The sequence below is a fragment of the Hartmannibacter diazotrophicus genome (assembly GCF_900231165.1).
GTDB lineage: Bacteria > Pseudomonadota > Alphaproteobacteria > Rhizobiales > Pleomorphomonadaceae > Hartmannibacter > Hartmannibacter diazotrophicus.
In genome coordinates this window covers 1,959,441-1,973,945 of record NZ_LT960614.1, presented here as the reverse complement: position 1 = coordinate 1,973,945, position 14,505 = coordinate 1,959,441, and the positions used below count along the sequence as shown (strand labels likewise).

Here is a 14,505-nt window from a genome sequence, read left to right as displayed (position 1 = left end):
TCTAGAGGCGGATGGTTCTGAGCCGAAGCGAATTGGCGATCACGGAGACCGAACTGAGGCTCATGGCGGCCGCGGCAATCATGGGCGACAGCAGGACGCCGAACACCGGGTAGAGAATGCCGGCGGCGATGGGAACGCCGACCGTGTTGTAGGCGAAGGCGAAGAAGAGGTTCTGCTTGATGTTGCGGATCGTTACCTGAGAGAGCGTCCGGGCACGAACGATCCCCGTAAGATCGCCTTTGACGAGCGTGAACCCGGCGCTTTCCACGGCAACATCCGCGCCGGTTCCCATCGCGATGCCGACGTCGGCCGCAGCCAGAGCCGGCGCGTCGTTGACGCCGTCACCGGCCATGGCCACTTTGCCACCGGCGGCACGGATTTCCTCGATCAGGGCCTGCTTGCCCTCCGGCAGCACATCCGCGCGGATTTCATCGATCCCGAGCTTCTCGGCAACCGCCCGTGCCGTCACCTCGTTGTCGCCGGTCGCCATGATGATCTTCAGTCCGCTCTCGTGGAGATGGCGGATCGCTTCCGCCGTCGTCGGCTTGATCGGGTCGGCGACGGCAACGAGACCGGCGATCCGCCCGTCGACCGCAATGAACATCGCGGTCTTGCCTTCCGCGCGCAGGGCGTCGGCCCGCTCGGCGGCCTCGTGATCCTTCGCGTTCAGCGACGCCATCATGGCGGCATTGCCGAGAGCAACGTCGCGGCCCCCGACCCGGCCCTTCACCCCCTTGCCCGTGATGGCCTCGAAATCCGTCGCCTGGCGGACGTCCGCGCCGCGGTCGGCGGCGCCGTCGACGATGGCCTCGGCAAGGGGATGCTCGGAGCCTCGTTCAAGGCTTGCCGCCAGCGACAGGATTTCGGCTTCGTCATGCCCGTCGAAGGCGATGACATCCGTCAGTTTCGGCTTTCCCTCCGTCAGCGTGCCGGTCTTGTCGACGATCAGAGTATCGACATGGGCAAAGCGTTCCAGCGCCTCGGCGTCCTTGATCAGGACGCCGGCCTGAGCGCCGCGCCCGGTCGCCGTCATGATCGACATCGGCGTGGCCAGCCCAAGGGCACAGGGGCACGCGATGATCAGGACGGAGACGGCGGCGACAATGGCGTAGGTCATCGACGGGCTGGGGCCGACCAGCGCCCAGACGACGAAGGACAACACAGCGACTGCAACGACGGTCGGCACGAAGTAACTGGAGACCGTGTCGGCAAGCCCCTGGATCGGCGCCCGCGACCGCTGCGCCTTGGCGACCATGTCGACGATCTGCGACAGCATGGTGTCCGAACCGACCTTGTCGGCGCGGATGACGAGGGTTCCGTTGCGGTTGAGCGTGCCGCCGGTGACGGGATCCCCTTCGGATTTTTCCACGGGAACGGGCTCGCCGGTGATCATCGATTCGTCGATGGATGTGCGGCCTTCGATGACGACACCGTCGACGGGCACGCTGTCTCCCGGCCGAACGCGCAGCCGGTCGCCCAGGGAGACCTCGTCCAGGGGAACGTCCGTCTCGGAACCGTCCTCGGCAATGCGCCTTGCGGTCTTGGGGGCAAGGTCAAGTAGCGCCCGGATCGCCGAGCCGGTCCGCTCCCGGGCGCGAAGTTCCAGAACCTGCCCAAGGAAGACCAGGGCGATGATGACGGCGGCCGCCTCGAAATAGACCGGCACCGTGCCGTGTTCGCCGCGGAAGGATGGCGGAAAGATCGAGGGAAGAAGGGTCGCGACGACGCTGTAGGCATAGGCCGCGCCGACGCCGAGGCCGATGAGGGTCCACATGTTGGGACTGCGGTTGAGAATAGAGGCCCAGGCGCGCTCGAAGAAGGGTATCGCGGCCCAAAGCACGACCGGCGTTGCCAGGATCAGTTCGATCCAGACGGCATACCGCTCGCCGATCCATTCGCGGATCGGCAGGCCGAAGACCATGCCCATCGTGAGGACGAGGAGAGGAACGGACAGGGCCGCGCTGACCCAGAAGCGCCGGGTAAAGTCGATGAGCTCGGGGCTCGGCCCTTCATCCTCCGCCGGCACGCCCATCGGCTCCAGAGCCATGCCGCAGATCGGGCAACTTCCCGGCTCGTCGCGGATGATCTGAGGATGCATCGGACAGGTGTATTTGGTGCCCTTCGGCGCCTTCGGGCTTTCCGGTTTCGGCGTCAGGTACTTGCCGGGATCGGCGACGAACTTGTCATGGCAGCCTTGGGAACAGAAATAGTGGGTCTGCCCCTCGTGCTCGTGACGGTGCTCTGCGGTTGCGGGGTCGACGGCCATGCCGCAAACCGGATCGCGGACGGTGGCGCCATTCTCTGCCGGGCCCATGGAATGAGCATGATGCCCGGCGTGCGCTGCGTGATCGTGATGGTCGGCCATTGCGTGCCTCCCTCGGTCTTTGGAATTCGTCTTGCCGCTCCTGCGCATATGGAACGCGCGGCGGCACGATCCAGCGGAGGCGCCCTGCCGGCGGACAACGTCCGGCAGAGCGCGTCCGCAGATTCGGGCTTACGACACCCCGGCGTAGGCGAACCGCCCCATCATGCCCGATGCCATGTGGTAGAGATGGTGGCAATGGAACGCCCATCGGCCCGGATTGTTTGCATCGACCGCGAAGGTGACGCTTTGCATCGGCGGCACGAGAACAGAGTCGCGCATGGCGCCGGAAATGCGGTTGCCGTTGATCGCCACGACCTGGAAATGATGGCCGTGAAGGTGCATCGGATGCGCCATCATGGACATGTTCATCAGCGTCACCTCGGCTCGCTCGCCGCGATGGACCAGTATGTCCGCATCGCCGGCCATCGCCCAGTCGTAGCTCATCATGTTGCCCATGAGGTGAACCATGTAGCTTCGGCTGGCTGGCCGCTCGGAAAGCGGGTTCAGCGCCTGGAGGCGGCTTTCCAGCTCAAGGTCGAGCACGGGACCCAGCAGTTCGCCGCGGCTGTCGAGCTTGTGTACCTCGGCTCCTGCCGTTGCGAGGACGATGCCGGTTCTTTCCGCAGCGCCTTCGCGCAGTGCGAGGATCGGGAATGCCCCGCCAGCGGCTGGAATCCTGACGCGAATGTCGGCGCGCTGGGACATGGTAAGAGGAATCCGGCGACCGGAAACGGGAACGACCGGCTGTCCGTCGACGGCGATCAGCGTGCCGTCCAGGCTCCCTAGATCGATCGTGAAGGCTGTCGATGCCGCTCCGTTGATGATCCTCAGCCGGACGGTTCCGTTTCGGTCGACCTGAACGACCTCCGGATCATCCAGCGTCCGGTCGTTGGCAAGATAGGCGTCGTACTCGATGTCGTTGAGGTCCATGTCGCCCATGGCCATGTGACCCATGCCGCCGGCCATGCCCATCATGCCGCCCGCCATGCCCTGTCCCATGGCATGGTTCATGGCGGAGCCGTCCATGGGCATGTTGCCCATCATGCCCATGCCGTTCTGCTGGCCGCCATGATCCATCGCCCCGGCCATCGGCATTGCCGCGCCGGAAGAACCCTTCAGCTTGCCGAGGAGTTCTTCGGCCGGCGTGAAGGAGAAGTCGTGCAGCAGGACGACGACCTCCTGTTCGTCCGCCGCCCTGTCCTCCGCCGTGCGCACGACCAGAGGCGCGGCCAGAAGATTCTGTTCCTGGAGCGTATGGGCGTGCATCCAGTAGGTGCCCCCCTCGCCCACGGGAAAATTGTAGTCCCGCGTCTCGCCCGGCTCCAGCATCGGCTTGGGCAGGTCCGGAACGCCGTCCTGCTCGAAGGGCGGCGTCAGTCCATGCCAGTGGATCATGGTACGCTCGGAAAGCCCGTTGCGAAGCGCGACGTCGAACTGCGCTCCGGCGTCGAGCGTCAGGCCGGGCCGACCGTCCGGGCCGAGAAGCGAATAGACGGTTGCAGCCCTGCCGCCCACCTCGATGGTCCGGGTGCCGATCGTGAGGGTTTGCGCATTCGCGGCAAGGGCGCTTGCGGAAAATGAAATAGGTCCGGCGGCCACACCCGCGAGGGCGGCCTTCATGAAATCTCTGCGGTTCATGCTGTTTGATCCTTTGCGGCCACAGGACGTCCTTGCGTCGAGGCCTTGATGAAATCCTGCCTTTCCGGTGCCCCGGAGGCGTTGAGACCATCGTCTGGATTTCAGGGAGGATCGCGCTGCGGCGGCACAGACCGGCCCGTGACCGATTGGGCGATCTCGAAGGCGAAGACCCGTGCCGGAGGCTCCCCGCCCAGTCGATGATCGCGCGTGGGAACGGTTGCCGTCATGCAGCCCTGGGAACAGCAGTCTTGCAACCCGGCATGAGCCTTGCCGGGAGCCTTGTCACGGGCTCCGTCTTTCTCTGCCGCGGAATGGTCCATCGGCAGTGCGCATTCTTCCATCGTGACAGCGCACATTTCCCGAGCCATCGCCCCGCCCCCGACAATGGGGCCGACGATCAGGCTCACAGCGAGAAGCGCCAGCAGGACGATGCGCGCAATCAAAAACGGTCACTCCGGACGGGTGATGGCTGGCCTGGTGAAAAGGGTGGCGCTGAGCGTCCCTTCTCCGTTTCGCGGATGATGAACATTCCAGTTACAGAAAGGTCAAGCGGATTTTCCGCGTGGCCGGAATGAAGCGGGCCGGCCATCGCTGGCGACATCTGATTCCATTCGGTCCTGATCACCATTCCCGGCAACCTGTACCTGAGGTCGCCAGGAACGCCAATTGCGGTTTGTCCGGATATCCAATATGGCCGATGTCGACCGTTTCGGCGCCCTCATGATCAGACCGGACCGATGCCGTGCTCGAAGTGCTGGCCAACCGTATTTATCGCCATCTGTTTTTCGCGCAGGTCATCGCGCTTGTCGGCACGGGCCTTGCGACCGTAGCGCTCGGTCTCCTCGCCTACGACCTTGCCGGGGCCGAGGCCGGCGTCGTGCTCGGCACGGCGCTCGCCATCAAGATGATCGCCTATGTCGGCGTCGCGCCGGTTGCCGCCGCCTTTGCCGAACAGCTTCCCCGCCGGACCATGCTGGTCAGCCTCGATCTGGTCCGAGCGGGGGTGGCGCTGATGCTGCCCTTCGTGACGCAGATCTGGCAGGTCTATGTGCTGATCTTCGTCCTGCAATCCGCGTCTGCCGCCTTCACGCCGACCTTTCAGGCGACGATCCCCGATGTCCTTGCCGAGGAAAAGGACTACACCCGGGCACTGTCGCTCTCGCGCCTTGCCTATGACCTTGAAAGCGTCGTCAGCCCCATGATTGCGGCCGCGCTCCTGAGCGTCATCAGCTTCCATAGCCTCTTCGGCGGAACGGTGATCGGGTTCCTCGCATCGGCAATGCTCGTCGTTTCGGTCGTGCTGCCAAGCCCGACGCCATCCGAGCGACGCGGCATCTACGACCGCACCACGCGCGGCCTGCGCATCTATCTCGCCACGCCGCGCCTGCGCGGCCTCTTTGCCCTCAGCCTTGCCGTTTCGGCCGCCGGTTCCATGGTGATCGTTAACACGGTCGTTCTGGTCCAGTCGAACTTCGATCTCGACCAGCGGGCAACGGCCCTGGCTCTGGCCGCCTTCGGCGCAGGGTCCATGCTGGCCGCCCTGTTGTTGCCGCGCCTCCTGGAGAACATCCCGGACCGCCAGGCGATGCTTGCCGGCGCCACCGTTCTCATCGCGGGACTGTTCATCGGGCTTGCCGCTACCAACTACCTGGCTCTGCTGCCGCTCTGGCTCTTTCTCGGCCTCGGCTACTCCCTGGCGCAGACACCGTCGGGGCGCCTCCTCAGGCGATCCTCCCATTCGCAGGACCGGCCGGCGCTCTTTGCCGCGCAGTTCGCGCTGTCGCATGCCTGCTGGCTGATCACCTATCCGCTCGCCGGCTGGCTTGGCGCAAAGGCCGGGATGCCGGTCACGTTCGCCGTGCTTGGATCAATCGCATCCGTCGCGGCAATCGCTGCCACCCGCCTTTGGCCCGCCAACGATCCCGATGAGCTTGAGCATATCCATGCGACGCTTGCGCCCAACCATCCGCATCTTGCGGACGCGGTGCCGGTCGGGGACGGCCACCGTCACCGCCACAGCTTCGTCATCGACAGCCATCATCCGGAATGGCCACGCCTGCAATGACCGATCTTGCCGTCTATTCGGGTTTGTTCCTGTCCGCGCTGATCGCCGCGACGATCCTGCCGATGCAGTCGGAGGCGGCGCTGGCCGGTCTGCTGCTCGCGGGTTCTCATCCCGTCTGGGTTCTCGTTCTTGCCGCCAGCGTCGGCAATGTGCTCGGCTCCGTCGTCAACTGGCTGCTCGGACGCGGTATCGAGCGGTTCCGCGACCGGCGCTGGTTTCCCGTGGGGCCGGCGGCCCTCGACAGGGCCCAGCGCTGGTATCATCGCTATGGCAAATGGTCGCTGCTCCTCAGTTGGGCGCCGATCATCGGCGATCCGCTCACCGTCGCCGCGGGTGTGTTGCGCGAGCCGTTCCCGATCTTTCTCGCGCTCGTCACTGTCGCCAAGGTCGGGCGCTATCTGGCGCTGACGGCCGCCGTACTGGGCTTTTCCTGACCGGGGCACTTCTCCCGGACATCGCCGGCTTCATGGCAGCCCGGCGGGCTCCCGGCGCATTCGCTCCCTTCATCGCGGACAACCTCTGACCGCGCCCGCCCTTGACTGCCTTGGAACAATCGCCCTTCCTCTCCTTCACGTTCGCAAGGAGGATCGTCATTGACTGTTCGAATTCTTCTCGTCGATGACCATCCCATCGTCCGGGAGGGCTATCGGCGGCTGCTCGAACGGCAGCCGGGCCATGTCGTCCTGGCGGAAGCCGGAGACGGCGAGGCCGCCGTGCGCACCTTTGCGGAACTCGCGCCCGACATCGTGCTGATGGATCTGTCCATGCCCGGCAGCGGCGGGATCGCGGCGGTGGAGGAGATTCTCGCGCGCGATCCGTCGGCGCGCATCATTGTCGTTTCCATGCATCAGGGCGCGATCTTCGCCCAGCGGGCGATGGCGGCGGGCGCGCGGGGCTTCGTCTCCAAGAGCAGTTCGCCGGACGACCTCGTCCGCGCGATCGCCACCGTGATGGCCGGCCGCAAGGCGCTCTCTCCCGATGTGGCGCAGGCGCTGGCCTACTCGGCCATCGACGGCGACGAGATTGCGTCGCTGACGCCTCGCGAGCGCGACATCCTGCTGCTTTTTGCCGGCGGCATGAACGGCCGGTCGATCGCGGCCAAGCTTGGCCTGTCGTCGAAGACCGTTCAGAACAATCTCTCGCAAATACGGGCCAAACTGGACGTGACAGGGGACGCGGACATGGTGCTGAAGGCGCAGCGCGCCGGTCTCGTGCCGAGCCCCTGATGCGCGGTCTCCTGCCCCAGTTGGTAATACGGGTCCTGGCGGCGGGCATGCTGACCATCGTGCTCGCCGCGGGCTATGTTCTGTTCGAGACCGCCGACAAGGCGCGCGAGGACGTGGATGTGACGGCCCATCGCGTGGCCGTGGCGATCGACGCCCGGCCGGATTTCGTCGGTCTTGCCTTCGGCGGCGTCGCTCCCACACCCGTCTTCCAGGACTGGCAGGCGTTTCCAACCTGGACGCTGATTGCGCCGGGCGTCTGCGTGGAGTTCGGTTCGACGAGCCAGGCGACACACCGCCGCTGCGGACCGTATGTGCTTTCCGACAAGGCGGTGCCCGAATGGTTCGTTGCCATCGCGACGACCATCGGTCTCGTTCCCGAACCGATAACCGTTCCCGTCCGCTCGCGCACCGCCAAGGACGGCCGGGTGACGGCGTTCGCCGACCGCGACATCATCGTCTCCCGCGCCTGGGAGCGGACCGGCGACCTGATGCGCGTGGCCGTCGGCATGGCCGTTGGCGGGGCGCTCTTGACCGGCCTTCTCGTCGCCCGGCTTCTGATGCCGTTCCGCGCGATCCTTGCCGGGATCGAACGGCTTCAGCGGGGGGATTTTGCCTGGCGACTTCCGCGATTTCGGGTGACCGAGTTCGACCGGCTCGGCGTTGCCCTCGGCGACACGGCGACCACACTCAAGGAGGCGCGGGACAGCCGGGCCGAGCTGACCCGCAGGCTCTTCACCGTGCAGGAAAACGAGCGGCGTGCGCTTGCCCGCGAACTGCACGACGAGTTCGGCCAGTGCCTGACGGCGACGCGCGCTCTCGCCGCCGCGATCGTTCATGCCGGTGGCGAGACGTCCCGGGAAGGCCGGCGGATCGGCGAGATCACGGCCGAGATGATGGAGAGCCTCAATGCGGAGCTTTCGCGCCTTCGCCCGCCCGATCTCGACGAGCTGGGGCTGCGGCCCGCTCTGGAGCGGCTGACCGATGGCTGGCGGGCGCGGGCGCAGGGCGTGCGCTTCAAGCTGCGTTTCGACGGGCGAACGGACGACATTCCCGACGAACTGGCGCTCAGCCTCTACCGCATCGCGCAGGAGTGCCTGACCAACGCGATCCGCCACGGCCATCCCTCCACCGTCTCGCTGACGGTCGCGGCCGACAGCGAGGTCGTCCTCACCGTCATCGACGACGGGTCGCCGGCCGGCCGCTCGCGCCCGATCACCGACGGGCACGGCCTTCTCGGCATCCGCGAACGTGTCGATGCGCTTGGCGGCAGCTTCGTGCTCGACCCCATCGACGGCGGCATGCGGGCCATCACGCGCCTGCCGCTCGCCCCCGCCCCGACCGGGTGATCTTCCCGGGTGGCGCGGGAGGCGTGCTCTGGCGCGCCTTTGCTGCTTCGGCCCATCCTCCCAGCATCAGGGAGGAACACATGGACGAAATGATTCACCCGGTCCTGCGGCTTGGGACCGAGGTCGCAAGCGGCCTCATCGGACACGAGGAGATGGTCGAGCGCCTCATGACCGCCCTGTTGGCCGGCGGTCACGTGCTCATCGAGGGGCCGCCGGGCATCGCCAAGACACGGGCGGTGAAGCGGCTGGCAGTCCACCTGCCGGGCAGCCACTCCCGGATCCAGTGCACGCCCGACCTCCTGCCGGCCGACCTCACCGGCACGCAGGTCTTCCGGCCGGAGACCGGCGGGTTCGACTTCGTGCAGGGGCCGCTCTTCCACGCCCTCGTGCTCGTCGACGAGATCAACCGCGCTCCCCCCAAGGTGCAATCGGCTCTGCTTGAAGCCATGGCCGAGGGACAGGTGACGACGGCCGGCGTCAGCCGTGCGCTGCCCGATCCCTTCATGGTGGTCGCGACCCAGAACCCGATCGAACACGAAGGAACCTTCCCGCTGCCCGAGGCGCAGATGGACCGGTTCCTGCTCCACCTCTCGCTGGACCTGCCAAATGCAGAGCATGAACGGGCGATTCTCGACCTTGTCTCGGCGGAACGGCTGGCGCCCCCTCCAGCCGTCGGGAAACCGCTTGCACCGGAGGATATTCATCGCGCGCGGGCCGAGGCGGCCGCTGTGCATCTGGCCCCGGCACTTCGGGACTTCATCGTCCGTCTCGTCATGGCCTCGCGCCGGGATGGTGCGGTGTCCCAATGGGTCGAGCACCCGATCTCGCCACGCGGCACGCTGGCACTCGCAGCCGCCGTGCAGGCGCGGGCCTGGCTGAAGGGGCGCGACTTCGGTCTGCCCGAGGATGTGATTGCGCTTGCGCCGGACGCCCTCGCCCACCGGCTCGTTCCTACATGGGCGGCCCGTTCGGAAGGCCGGACCGGCCGCAGTCTCGTTGCCGACGCCCTGAAAGCCGTCGCACCATGGTGACGTCGGCCTTGCGTGCGCCCGGCATCCGTCTGACGGCCGAGGAACTGCTGGAACTGCGCCAGACGGGAGCCCGGACGGGCCGCCATCGTCCCGCCTCCGGCCGCACCGGCATAGTGCCGGCCAAACCGCCCGGCTCCGGCATCGACCTTCGCGAGATCCGCGCCTTCGCGGAGGGCGACGATGCGCGCCGCATCGACCCGTCGACGACAGCCCGCACCGGGCAGATCCATGTCCGCAGCTTCCACGAAGACCGGGACGACACGACGATTCTCGTCGCCGACTTCCGCCCACCAATGCACTGGGGAACGGGCGAAGCGCTGCGTTCGGTCCGCGCCGCCCGCGCGCTGGCAAGGCGAGGCTGGGAGGCGGCCGAGCGGTCCGCCTCGATAGGGGCGCTCGCGGTCAACAGCCATGGTTCGGCTACCGTTCCGGCTGGCCAGGGTTTCAGGCAGATGTCCGCCATCGCCGAAATGCTGGCGGCCCAGCACGAACGCGCGCTGATGGCGCCCGGCGACGGCCCATCGCTGGAGGAAGTCCTGGCCCGGCTCGCACAGATGGCGCCAGCGGGATCGGAGGTCCTGATCGCGACGGGACCGGACGGGATCGCGCCTTCGGACGAGGCCGCGCTCGCGCGGCTCGCACGGCGCCGGCGCGTGACCGTCCTCCTGCCTCTCGACCCCGTGGAGATCGCACCGCCGTCGTCGGCCTTGCCGATCCGGTCCGATGGCAGAACCCGGCTTGCCCGGATGAAGCCCATCGAGATCCGGGAACTCGCCGGACGGCTCAAGACCCTGAACGTGTCGCTGGAGACGTTGGCCGATGACGCAGGATGAACTGATCGCCGCGCTGCCGGCCGGGCGGCTGCCGTCCAGTCTGATGCATGTCGGCGTCACGGACGCCCTCGCCCTCTTCGGCGCCGGGTTGATCGTCGCGGCGCTCCTTTCCGCCGTCGCCCTGCCCTTCCTCGCCCGCCGTCCCTCAAAGCGCCAGCAGATCCGCGCGACGCGGGGGCTACCACCCGAGGAACGCATTCTTGCGATCGCCCGCATTCTCGGCCGCCTGCCCGATCCGCTCCGCACCGCCGCCTACGGATCCGAAGCGGCCCCCACCGGCGCCGAATTGGAGCGCATCGCCCTCAAGGCCGCCCGCCGATGGAAATGACGCTCGCTTATCCGTTTCTGCTCCTGCTGCTGCCTTTGCCGCTGCTGATCCGGCGACTGATCACTCCCGACGGGTCGATCCCGGCGGCCCTTTCGGTCCCGGCAGGGTCCTACGAGGCAGCGCAGCCCGCCCACGCTGGCAGCGACCGGCGGAGATTGCTCCTGCTTGCCCTCGCCTGGAGCGCGCTCGTCGTCGCACTCTCCGGGCCACGGGTCCCCGCCGCCTCCGACTTCGTGACCGCCTCCGGGCGCGAGATCATTCTGGTGCTCGATCTATCCAGCAGCATGGCGAAGGAGGATTTCGTCCTCGACGGCGAGCCGATCTCCCGGCTCGACGCCGTCAAGCGCGTTGCGTCCGGCTTCGTTGCCGCGCGCAAGGGCGACCGGATCGGCCTCGTGATCTTCGGCGACCGCGCCTATGTCGCCGAGCCCCCGACCTTCGACGTCAATGCCGTCGCCAATGCCATCGAGACCGCGCAGATCGGCATTTCCGGCCGATCGACGGCCATCTCCGACGGGCTTGGACTTGCCGCGAAACGCCTGATCGAGAGCAAGGACGGATCGAAGGTCATCGTGCTGCTTTCCGACGGCGTGGACACCTCGGGCAAGGTGCTGGCACGCGATGCCGCCGCCCTTGCCTCCAGCCACGGCATTCGCGTCCACACCATCGCGCTCGGTCCGGAAGATCTCGAGACCGCGCCCGCCTCGCGCGATGCCGTGGATTCGGCGGCGCTCCGGTCTATGGCCGAGGCCGGCGGCGGCACCAGTTTTCGCGTGCGCACGATGGCCGATCTCACCGCCATGAGCGAGACACTCGACGCGCTGGAGCCCAACCCCATGCAACGCCCTCCCTTGCAGGTCTGGCAGGAACTCTGGCCATGGCCGGGCGGTGCGGCCCTCGCGCTCACGCTCATCTTCGCGCTGCGGAGGCGGTCATGATCGGACTTGTCTTCCTGCGCCCCTGGTGGCTGGCCGCCCTGCCGGTCCTTGCCGCCATCGCCCTCTATGTCTGGCGCCGCGGCCCGGAGGCTGGCGGCTGGGAACGCGTCATGCCGCCGGCCATGCTGTCTGCCATGGTCGCGCTCGGCCATCTTGCGACCGTGCGGAGCCGGCAGACCCGGTTTGCGGCGCTGACCGCCGCCGCCTTCATGGTGCTCGGGCTTGCCGGCCCCGCCATTCCGCGCGCCAACGTTCCCGTCTTCGTCGGCTCCGGCGTTGTCCTGATCGCAATCGACATGTCGCCCTCGGTGGCGTCGGGCCCCGCCCTTGCCGACGCACAGGCCGCCGCGGCGCAAGTGATGACGGCGGCCCAGGGGCGGCAGGTCGGACTGATCGTCTATGCGGGCGAGGCCTATCCGGTGGCGGCGCCGACCAGCGATCCCGCCAACCTCGAGACGCTGATCGCCGTGCTCTCGGCCAACACGATGCCCGACCGTGGCAGCCGGCCGGCCACCGCCCTGTCACTCGCCCGCCGGATGCTCAAGGACACGACGGATGCCGAACTGGTTCTGATCTCCGACGGTGGCGGCTTCGACGACACCGCGAAAATCGAGGCCGGCCGGCTGGCAAGCGCCGGCGTCGGCATTTCGGCCCTCGTTCTTTCGGGGGCAGCCGGCGGCCGTGCCGATGTCGACGCCCTCACAGAACTGGCAAACGTCTCAGCACCCGCACGGTCGCCGGAGCCGGTTCTTGCCCGGATCGAGACGTCGGGCGCTCCCGGATCGCAGGACATGCTGGCATCCGTGCGCTTTCGCGACATCGGTCCGCTGATGGCGGCGTTGGCGCTTCTGCCGCTCCTCGTCCTGTTCAGGAGGCAGGGATGAAGCGCCCATTGCTCATCATCGTCCTCGGCCTTGTCTGCCTGACCCTGGCCGGCCCCGAAGCCATCGGCCGGATCCTGCTCTGGACCGGTTTTTCCGGACCTGCGAGCCGTCTTGCGGCCTTCGTCGACGACCCCGCCTCTCGCGGCCTCATGCTCTATCGCGGCGGACGGCATGCCGAGGCCGACGCGGCCCTCAGGCAGGCAGGCCGGGACCAGACCTTCAACCGTGCGCTGACGCTTGCGGCCACCGGCCGGCATGGGCTCGCCGTCGCCTATCTCGATGCCGTCCTGTTCGCCAATCCCGCCGACGCCGAGGCGGCCGCTACCCGCGACCTCATTCTTCCCTTCGCTCCGGTCGTTCGCGGAGACAGCAACGCGCCCGGCCGGATCACGGGCTACGGCGGCAACATGGCTCCAACGCCGCCGGGCGGTCAGGGGCTGCCGAGCACGCCCGATCCGGAAGCACAGAAGCCCTTCGCAGCCCGCAGCTATGCGGCCTCCGATGCGTGGCTCGAGACGATCGCGGACGATCCGGGCGAGTTCCTGCGCCTGCGGCTCGACAAGGAATACGAGCGGCGCGCGGCTCTCGGGCTCGTCCGTCCACAGGAGGCAGACCCATGGTGATCCGGCTCGCTCTGATGCTTCTCCTTTTCACCGGGGCTGCCCGGGCCGACAGACTTCGCATCGTCGTCGGCAACGAGCAGCCTGTTGCGGGCGAGATGATCCTCGTCACCCTGCGCGGCGAGTACACGCACATGATCACGCTGGAGGAGCTTATCCTGCCGAAGTCCGCCGACTTCGACTGGGTGCAGCTTTCCCGGGACCGCTGGCAGGACGAGCAAGTGGAAGGCCGCTCGGTCCGGGTTTTCGAGCGGCGGCTTGCCATTTTCCCGCGCCATGGCGGCGATCTCCGCCTGGGACCTCTCACCCATCGCCTGACCATCATGGACGGAGCGGGCCGCACCGAAATGCCGGTCGAAGCAAAGGCGGTCACGATCTCCGTCGCGCCCTATCCGGGCGAAGCGGGGTTGCTCTCCGCCTCGAACCTCACCGTCGAGGACGCGCTCTCGACCGAACCCGGAGCGCTTCGGGACGGCGAAACGCTGGTGCGGAAGGTGACGCTGCGCGCCGAGGGGACCCTGCCGCAGATGCTGCCACCCCGGCCCGTCATCCGCGAGCCATGGCTCATCAGCTTCACGGCACCGGAGGAGCGGACGATGAAGCCAACGCCCGGCGGCCCCGTGACGACGGTCACCTGGGAATGGCATCTTCGGCCCAAGACCGGAGAGCCGGGCGTCATCCCGCCGATCGAAATCCCATGGTTCGACACCAGCCAGCGGCGGATGCGGATGGCCGAAATTCCGGCCATCCCGCTCGGCTACCAGAGCTTTCACGCCAACCAGACGGGAACGGATCGACTGCCGGGAAAAGAAGCAGGCCTTGCAACCGCAGCCGTGGGGCTCGGGCTTGCGGTCGGGATCGTCGGCGCCCTCGCCGGTCTCGGTGGCCAGAGCCGTTCGGACCTCAACCGCCGCCTGCGGCGCCTTGCACCGTTCGACCGCAGCCGTTGGCAGGTCCGCCGGGCGGCAAGAAGCGGCGATCTTCTTGACCTTCGGGCGGCGGCGGCGCGTTACCTCGACCGCCGGCACGGGCTAGGCTTGCCCGTCTCGGGGACGGAGACCCGCGAACTCGACCGGGCGCTCTATGGCAGGGAACCGGAGGCGGCCCATGGCGAAGCCCGGGACTTCCTGAGAATGATACTCAGGCACCGCTGAAGAGGGTTCAGGATGCTGGATGCTGGTAGTGCGCCAGCGAGGGAGAACGTCTGCCGCCCTTTTTGTTTCAACGGTTT

General features: G+C 67.4%; 14 protein-coding genes. 11 read left to right on the top strand and 3 right to left on the bottom strand.

The window, feature by feature from the left end; translation table 11 throughout:
* Position 1: 1 nt before the first annotated feature.
* From HDIA_RS09215 to HDIA_RS09205, 3 genes are all read right to left on the bottom strand, one after another.
* Positions 2 to 2,314 carry a heavy metal translocating P-type ATPase gene (locus tag HDIA_RS09215; protein WP_245884276.1) on the bottom strand — a complete coding sequence of 771 codons (2,313 nt, stop codon included), beginning with the start codon at positions 2,312 to 2,314 and terminating at the stop codon, positions 2 to 4.
* A 180-nt stretch (positions 2,315 to 2,494) separates the two neighbouring features.
* Positions 2,495 to 4,003 (bottom strand): multicopper oxidase family protein, encoded by a 1,509-nt coding sequence (locus HDIA_RS09210; protein WP_099555899.1) that lies wholly within the window; start codon positions 4,001 to 4,003, stop codon positions 2,495 to 2,497.
* Between the two features lie 101 nt (positions 4,004 to 4,104).
* Positions 4,105 to 4,446, bottom strand: coding sequence for a hypothetical protein (locus HDIA_RS09205; RefSeq protein WP_099555898.1), 342 nt, complete (start codon positions 4,444 to 4,446; stop codon positions 4,105 to 4,107).
* A 299-nt stretch (positions 4,447 to 4,745) separates the two neighbouring features.
* Here HDIA_RS09205 and HDIA_RS09200 point away from each other — a divergent pair, with 299 nt between their 5' ends.
* The 11 genes from HDIA_RS09200 to HDIA_RS09150 all read left to right on the top strand — a co-directional run bounded on the left by HDIA_RS09200 (position 4,746) and on the right by HDIA_RS09150 (position 14,428).
* A complete protein-coding gene (locus HDIA_RS09200) occupies positions 4,746 to 6,068 on the top strand; it encodes an MFS transporter (protein WP_099555897.1) in 1,323 nt (440 codons plus the stop codon).
* Positions 6,065 to 6,502, top strand: coding sequence for a YqaA family protein (locus HDIA_RS09195; protein ID WP_099555896.1), 438 nt, complete (start codon positions 6,065 to 6,067; stop codon positions 6,500 to 6,502). Before HDIA_RS09200 ends, HDIA_RS09195 begins: the two co-directional genes overlap by 4 nt.
* A gap of 159 nt (positions 6,503 to 6,661) precedes the next feature.
* Positions 6,662 to 7,294: a response regulator gene (locus HDIA_RS09190; protein WP_099555895.1), complete on the top strand. Its 633-nt coding sequence runs from the start codon at positions 6,662 to 6,664 to the stop codon at positions 7,292 to 7,294.
* Positions 7,294 to 8,640, top strand: a complete 1,347-nt coding sequence (locus HDIA_RS09185; RefSeq protein ID WP_099555894.1) for an ATP-binding protein — start codon at positions 7,294 to 7,296, stop codon at positions 8,638 to 8,640. Before HDIA_RS09190 ends, HDIA_RS09185 begins: the two co-directional genes overlap by 1 nt.
* An 80-nt stretch (positions 8,641 to 8,720) precedes the next feature.
* Positions 8,721 to 9,671 carry an AAA family ATPase gene (locus HDIA_RS09180; protein WP_099555893.1) on the top strand — a complete coding sequence of 317 codons (951 nt, stop codon included), beginning with the start codon at positions 8,721 to 8,723 and terminating at the stop codon, positions 9,669 to 9,671.
* Positions 9,665 to 10,504: a DUF58 domain-containing protein gene (locus tag HDIA_RS09175; protein WP_099555892.1), complete on the top strand. Its 840-nt coding sequence runs from the start codon at positions 9,665 to 9,667 to the stop codon at positions 10,502 to 10,504. The genes HDIA_RS09180 and HDIA_RS09175 overlap by 7 nt, the downstream gene beginning before the upstream one ends.
* Positions 10,491 to 10,832: a hypothetical protein gene (locus HDIA_RS09170; protein ID WP_099555891.1), complete on the top strand. Its 342-nt coding sequence runs from the start codon at positions 10,491 to 10,493 to the stop codon at positions 10,830 to 10,832. Before HDIA_RS09175 ends, HDIA_RS09170 begins: the two co-directional genes overlap by 14 nt.
* The gene (locus HDIA_RS09165; protein WP_342748124.1) at positions 10,823 to 11,770 is read left to right on the top strand and encodes a VWA domain-containing protein; all 948 of its coding nucleotides are present in this window, start codon (positions 10,823 to 10,825) and stop codon (positions 11,768 to 11,770) included. Before HDIA_RS09170 ends, HDIA_RS09165 begins: the two co-directional genes overlap by 10 nt.
* Positions 11,767 to 12,654 (top strand): VWA domain-containing protein, encoded by an 888-nt coding sequence (locus tag HDIA_RS09160; RefSeq protein WP_099555890.1) that lies wholly within the window; start codon positions 11,767 to 11,769, stop codon positions 12,652 to 12,654. Before HDIA_RS09165 ends, HDIA_RS09160 begins: the two co-directional genes overlap by 4 nt.
* Positions 12,651 to 13,277 carry a hypothetical protein gene (locus HDIA_RS09155; RefSeq protein WP_099555889.1) on the top strand — a complete coding sequence of 209 codons (627 nt, stop codon included), beginning with the start codon at positions 12,651 to 12,653 and terminating at the stop codon, positions 13,275 to 13,277. The genes HDIA_RS09160 and HDIA_RS09155 overlap by 4 nt, the downstream gene beginning before the upstream one ends.
* Positions 13,271 to 14,428: a BatD family protein gene (locus HDIA_RS09150; protein WP_099555888.1), complete on the top strand. Its 1,158-nt coding sequence runs from the start codon at positions 13,271 to 13,273 to the stop codon at positions 14,426 to 14,428. Before HDIA_RS09155 ends, HDIA_RS09150 begins: the two co-directional genes overlap by 7 nt.
* Positions 14,429 to 14,505: the final 77 nt, after the last annotated feature.

Coding starts and splice junctions, on each gene's coding strand:
- HDIA_RS09210 (WP_099555899.1), bottom strand. CDS start 4,003: ATGAACCGCAGAGATTTCATGAAGGCCGCCCTCGCGGGTGTGGCCGCC.
- HDIA_RS09170 (WP_099555891.1), top strand. CDS start 10,491: ATGACGCAGGATGAACTGATCGCCGCGCTGCCGGCCGGGCGGCTGCCG.
- HDIA_RS09180 (WP_099555893.1), top strand. CDS start 8,721: ATGGACGAAATGATTCACCCGGTCCTGCGGCTTGGGACCGAGGTCGCA.
- HDIA_RS09150 (WP_099555888.1), top strand. CDS start 13,271: ATGGTGATCCGGCTCGCTCTGATGCTTCTCCTTTTCACCGGGGCTGCC.
- HDIA_RS09195 (WP_099555896.1), top strand. CDS start 6,065: ATGACCGATCTTGCCGTCTATTCGGGTTTGTTCCTGTCCGCGCTGATC.
- HDIA_RS09155 (WP_099555889.1), top strand. CDS start 12,651: ATGAAGCGCCCATTGCTCATCATCGTCCTCGGCCTTGTCTGCCTGACC.
- HDIA_RS09215 (WP_245884276.1), bottom strand. CDS start 2,314: ATGGGCCCGGCAGAGAATGGCGCCACCGTCCGCGATCCGGTTTGCGGC.
- HDIA_RS09160 (WP_099555890.1), top strand. CDS start 11,767: ATGATCGGACTTGTCTTCCTGCGCCCCTGGTGGCTGGCCGCCCTGCCG.
- HDIA_RS09175 (WP_099555892.1), top strand. CDS start 9,665: ATGGTGACGTCGGCCTTGCGTGCGCCCGGCATCCGTCTGACGGCCGAG.
- HDIA_RS09165 (WP_342748124.1), top strand. CDS start 10,823: ATGGAAATGACGCTCGCTTATCCGTTTCTGCTCCTGCTGCTGCCTTTG.
- HDIA_RS09185 (WP_099555894.1), top strand. CDS start 7,294: ATGCGCGGTCTCCTGCCCCAGTTGGTAATACGGGTCCTGGCGGCGGGC.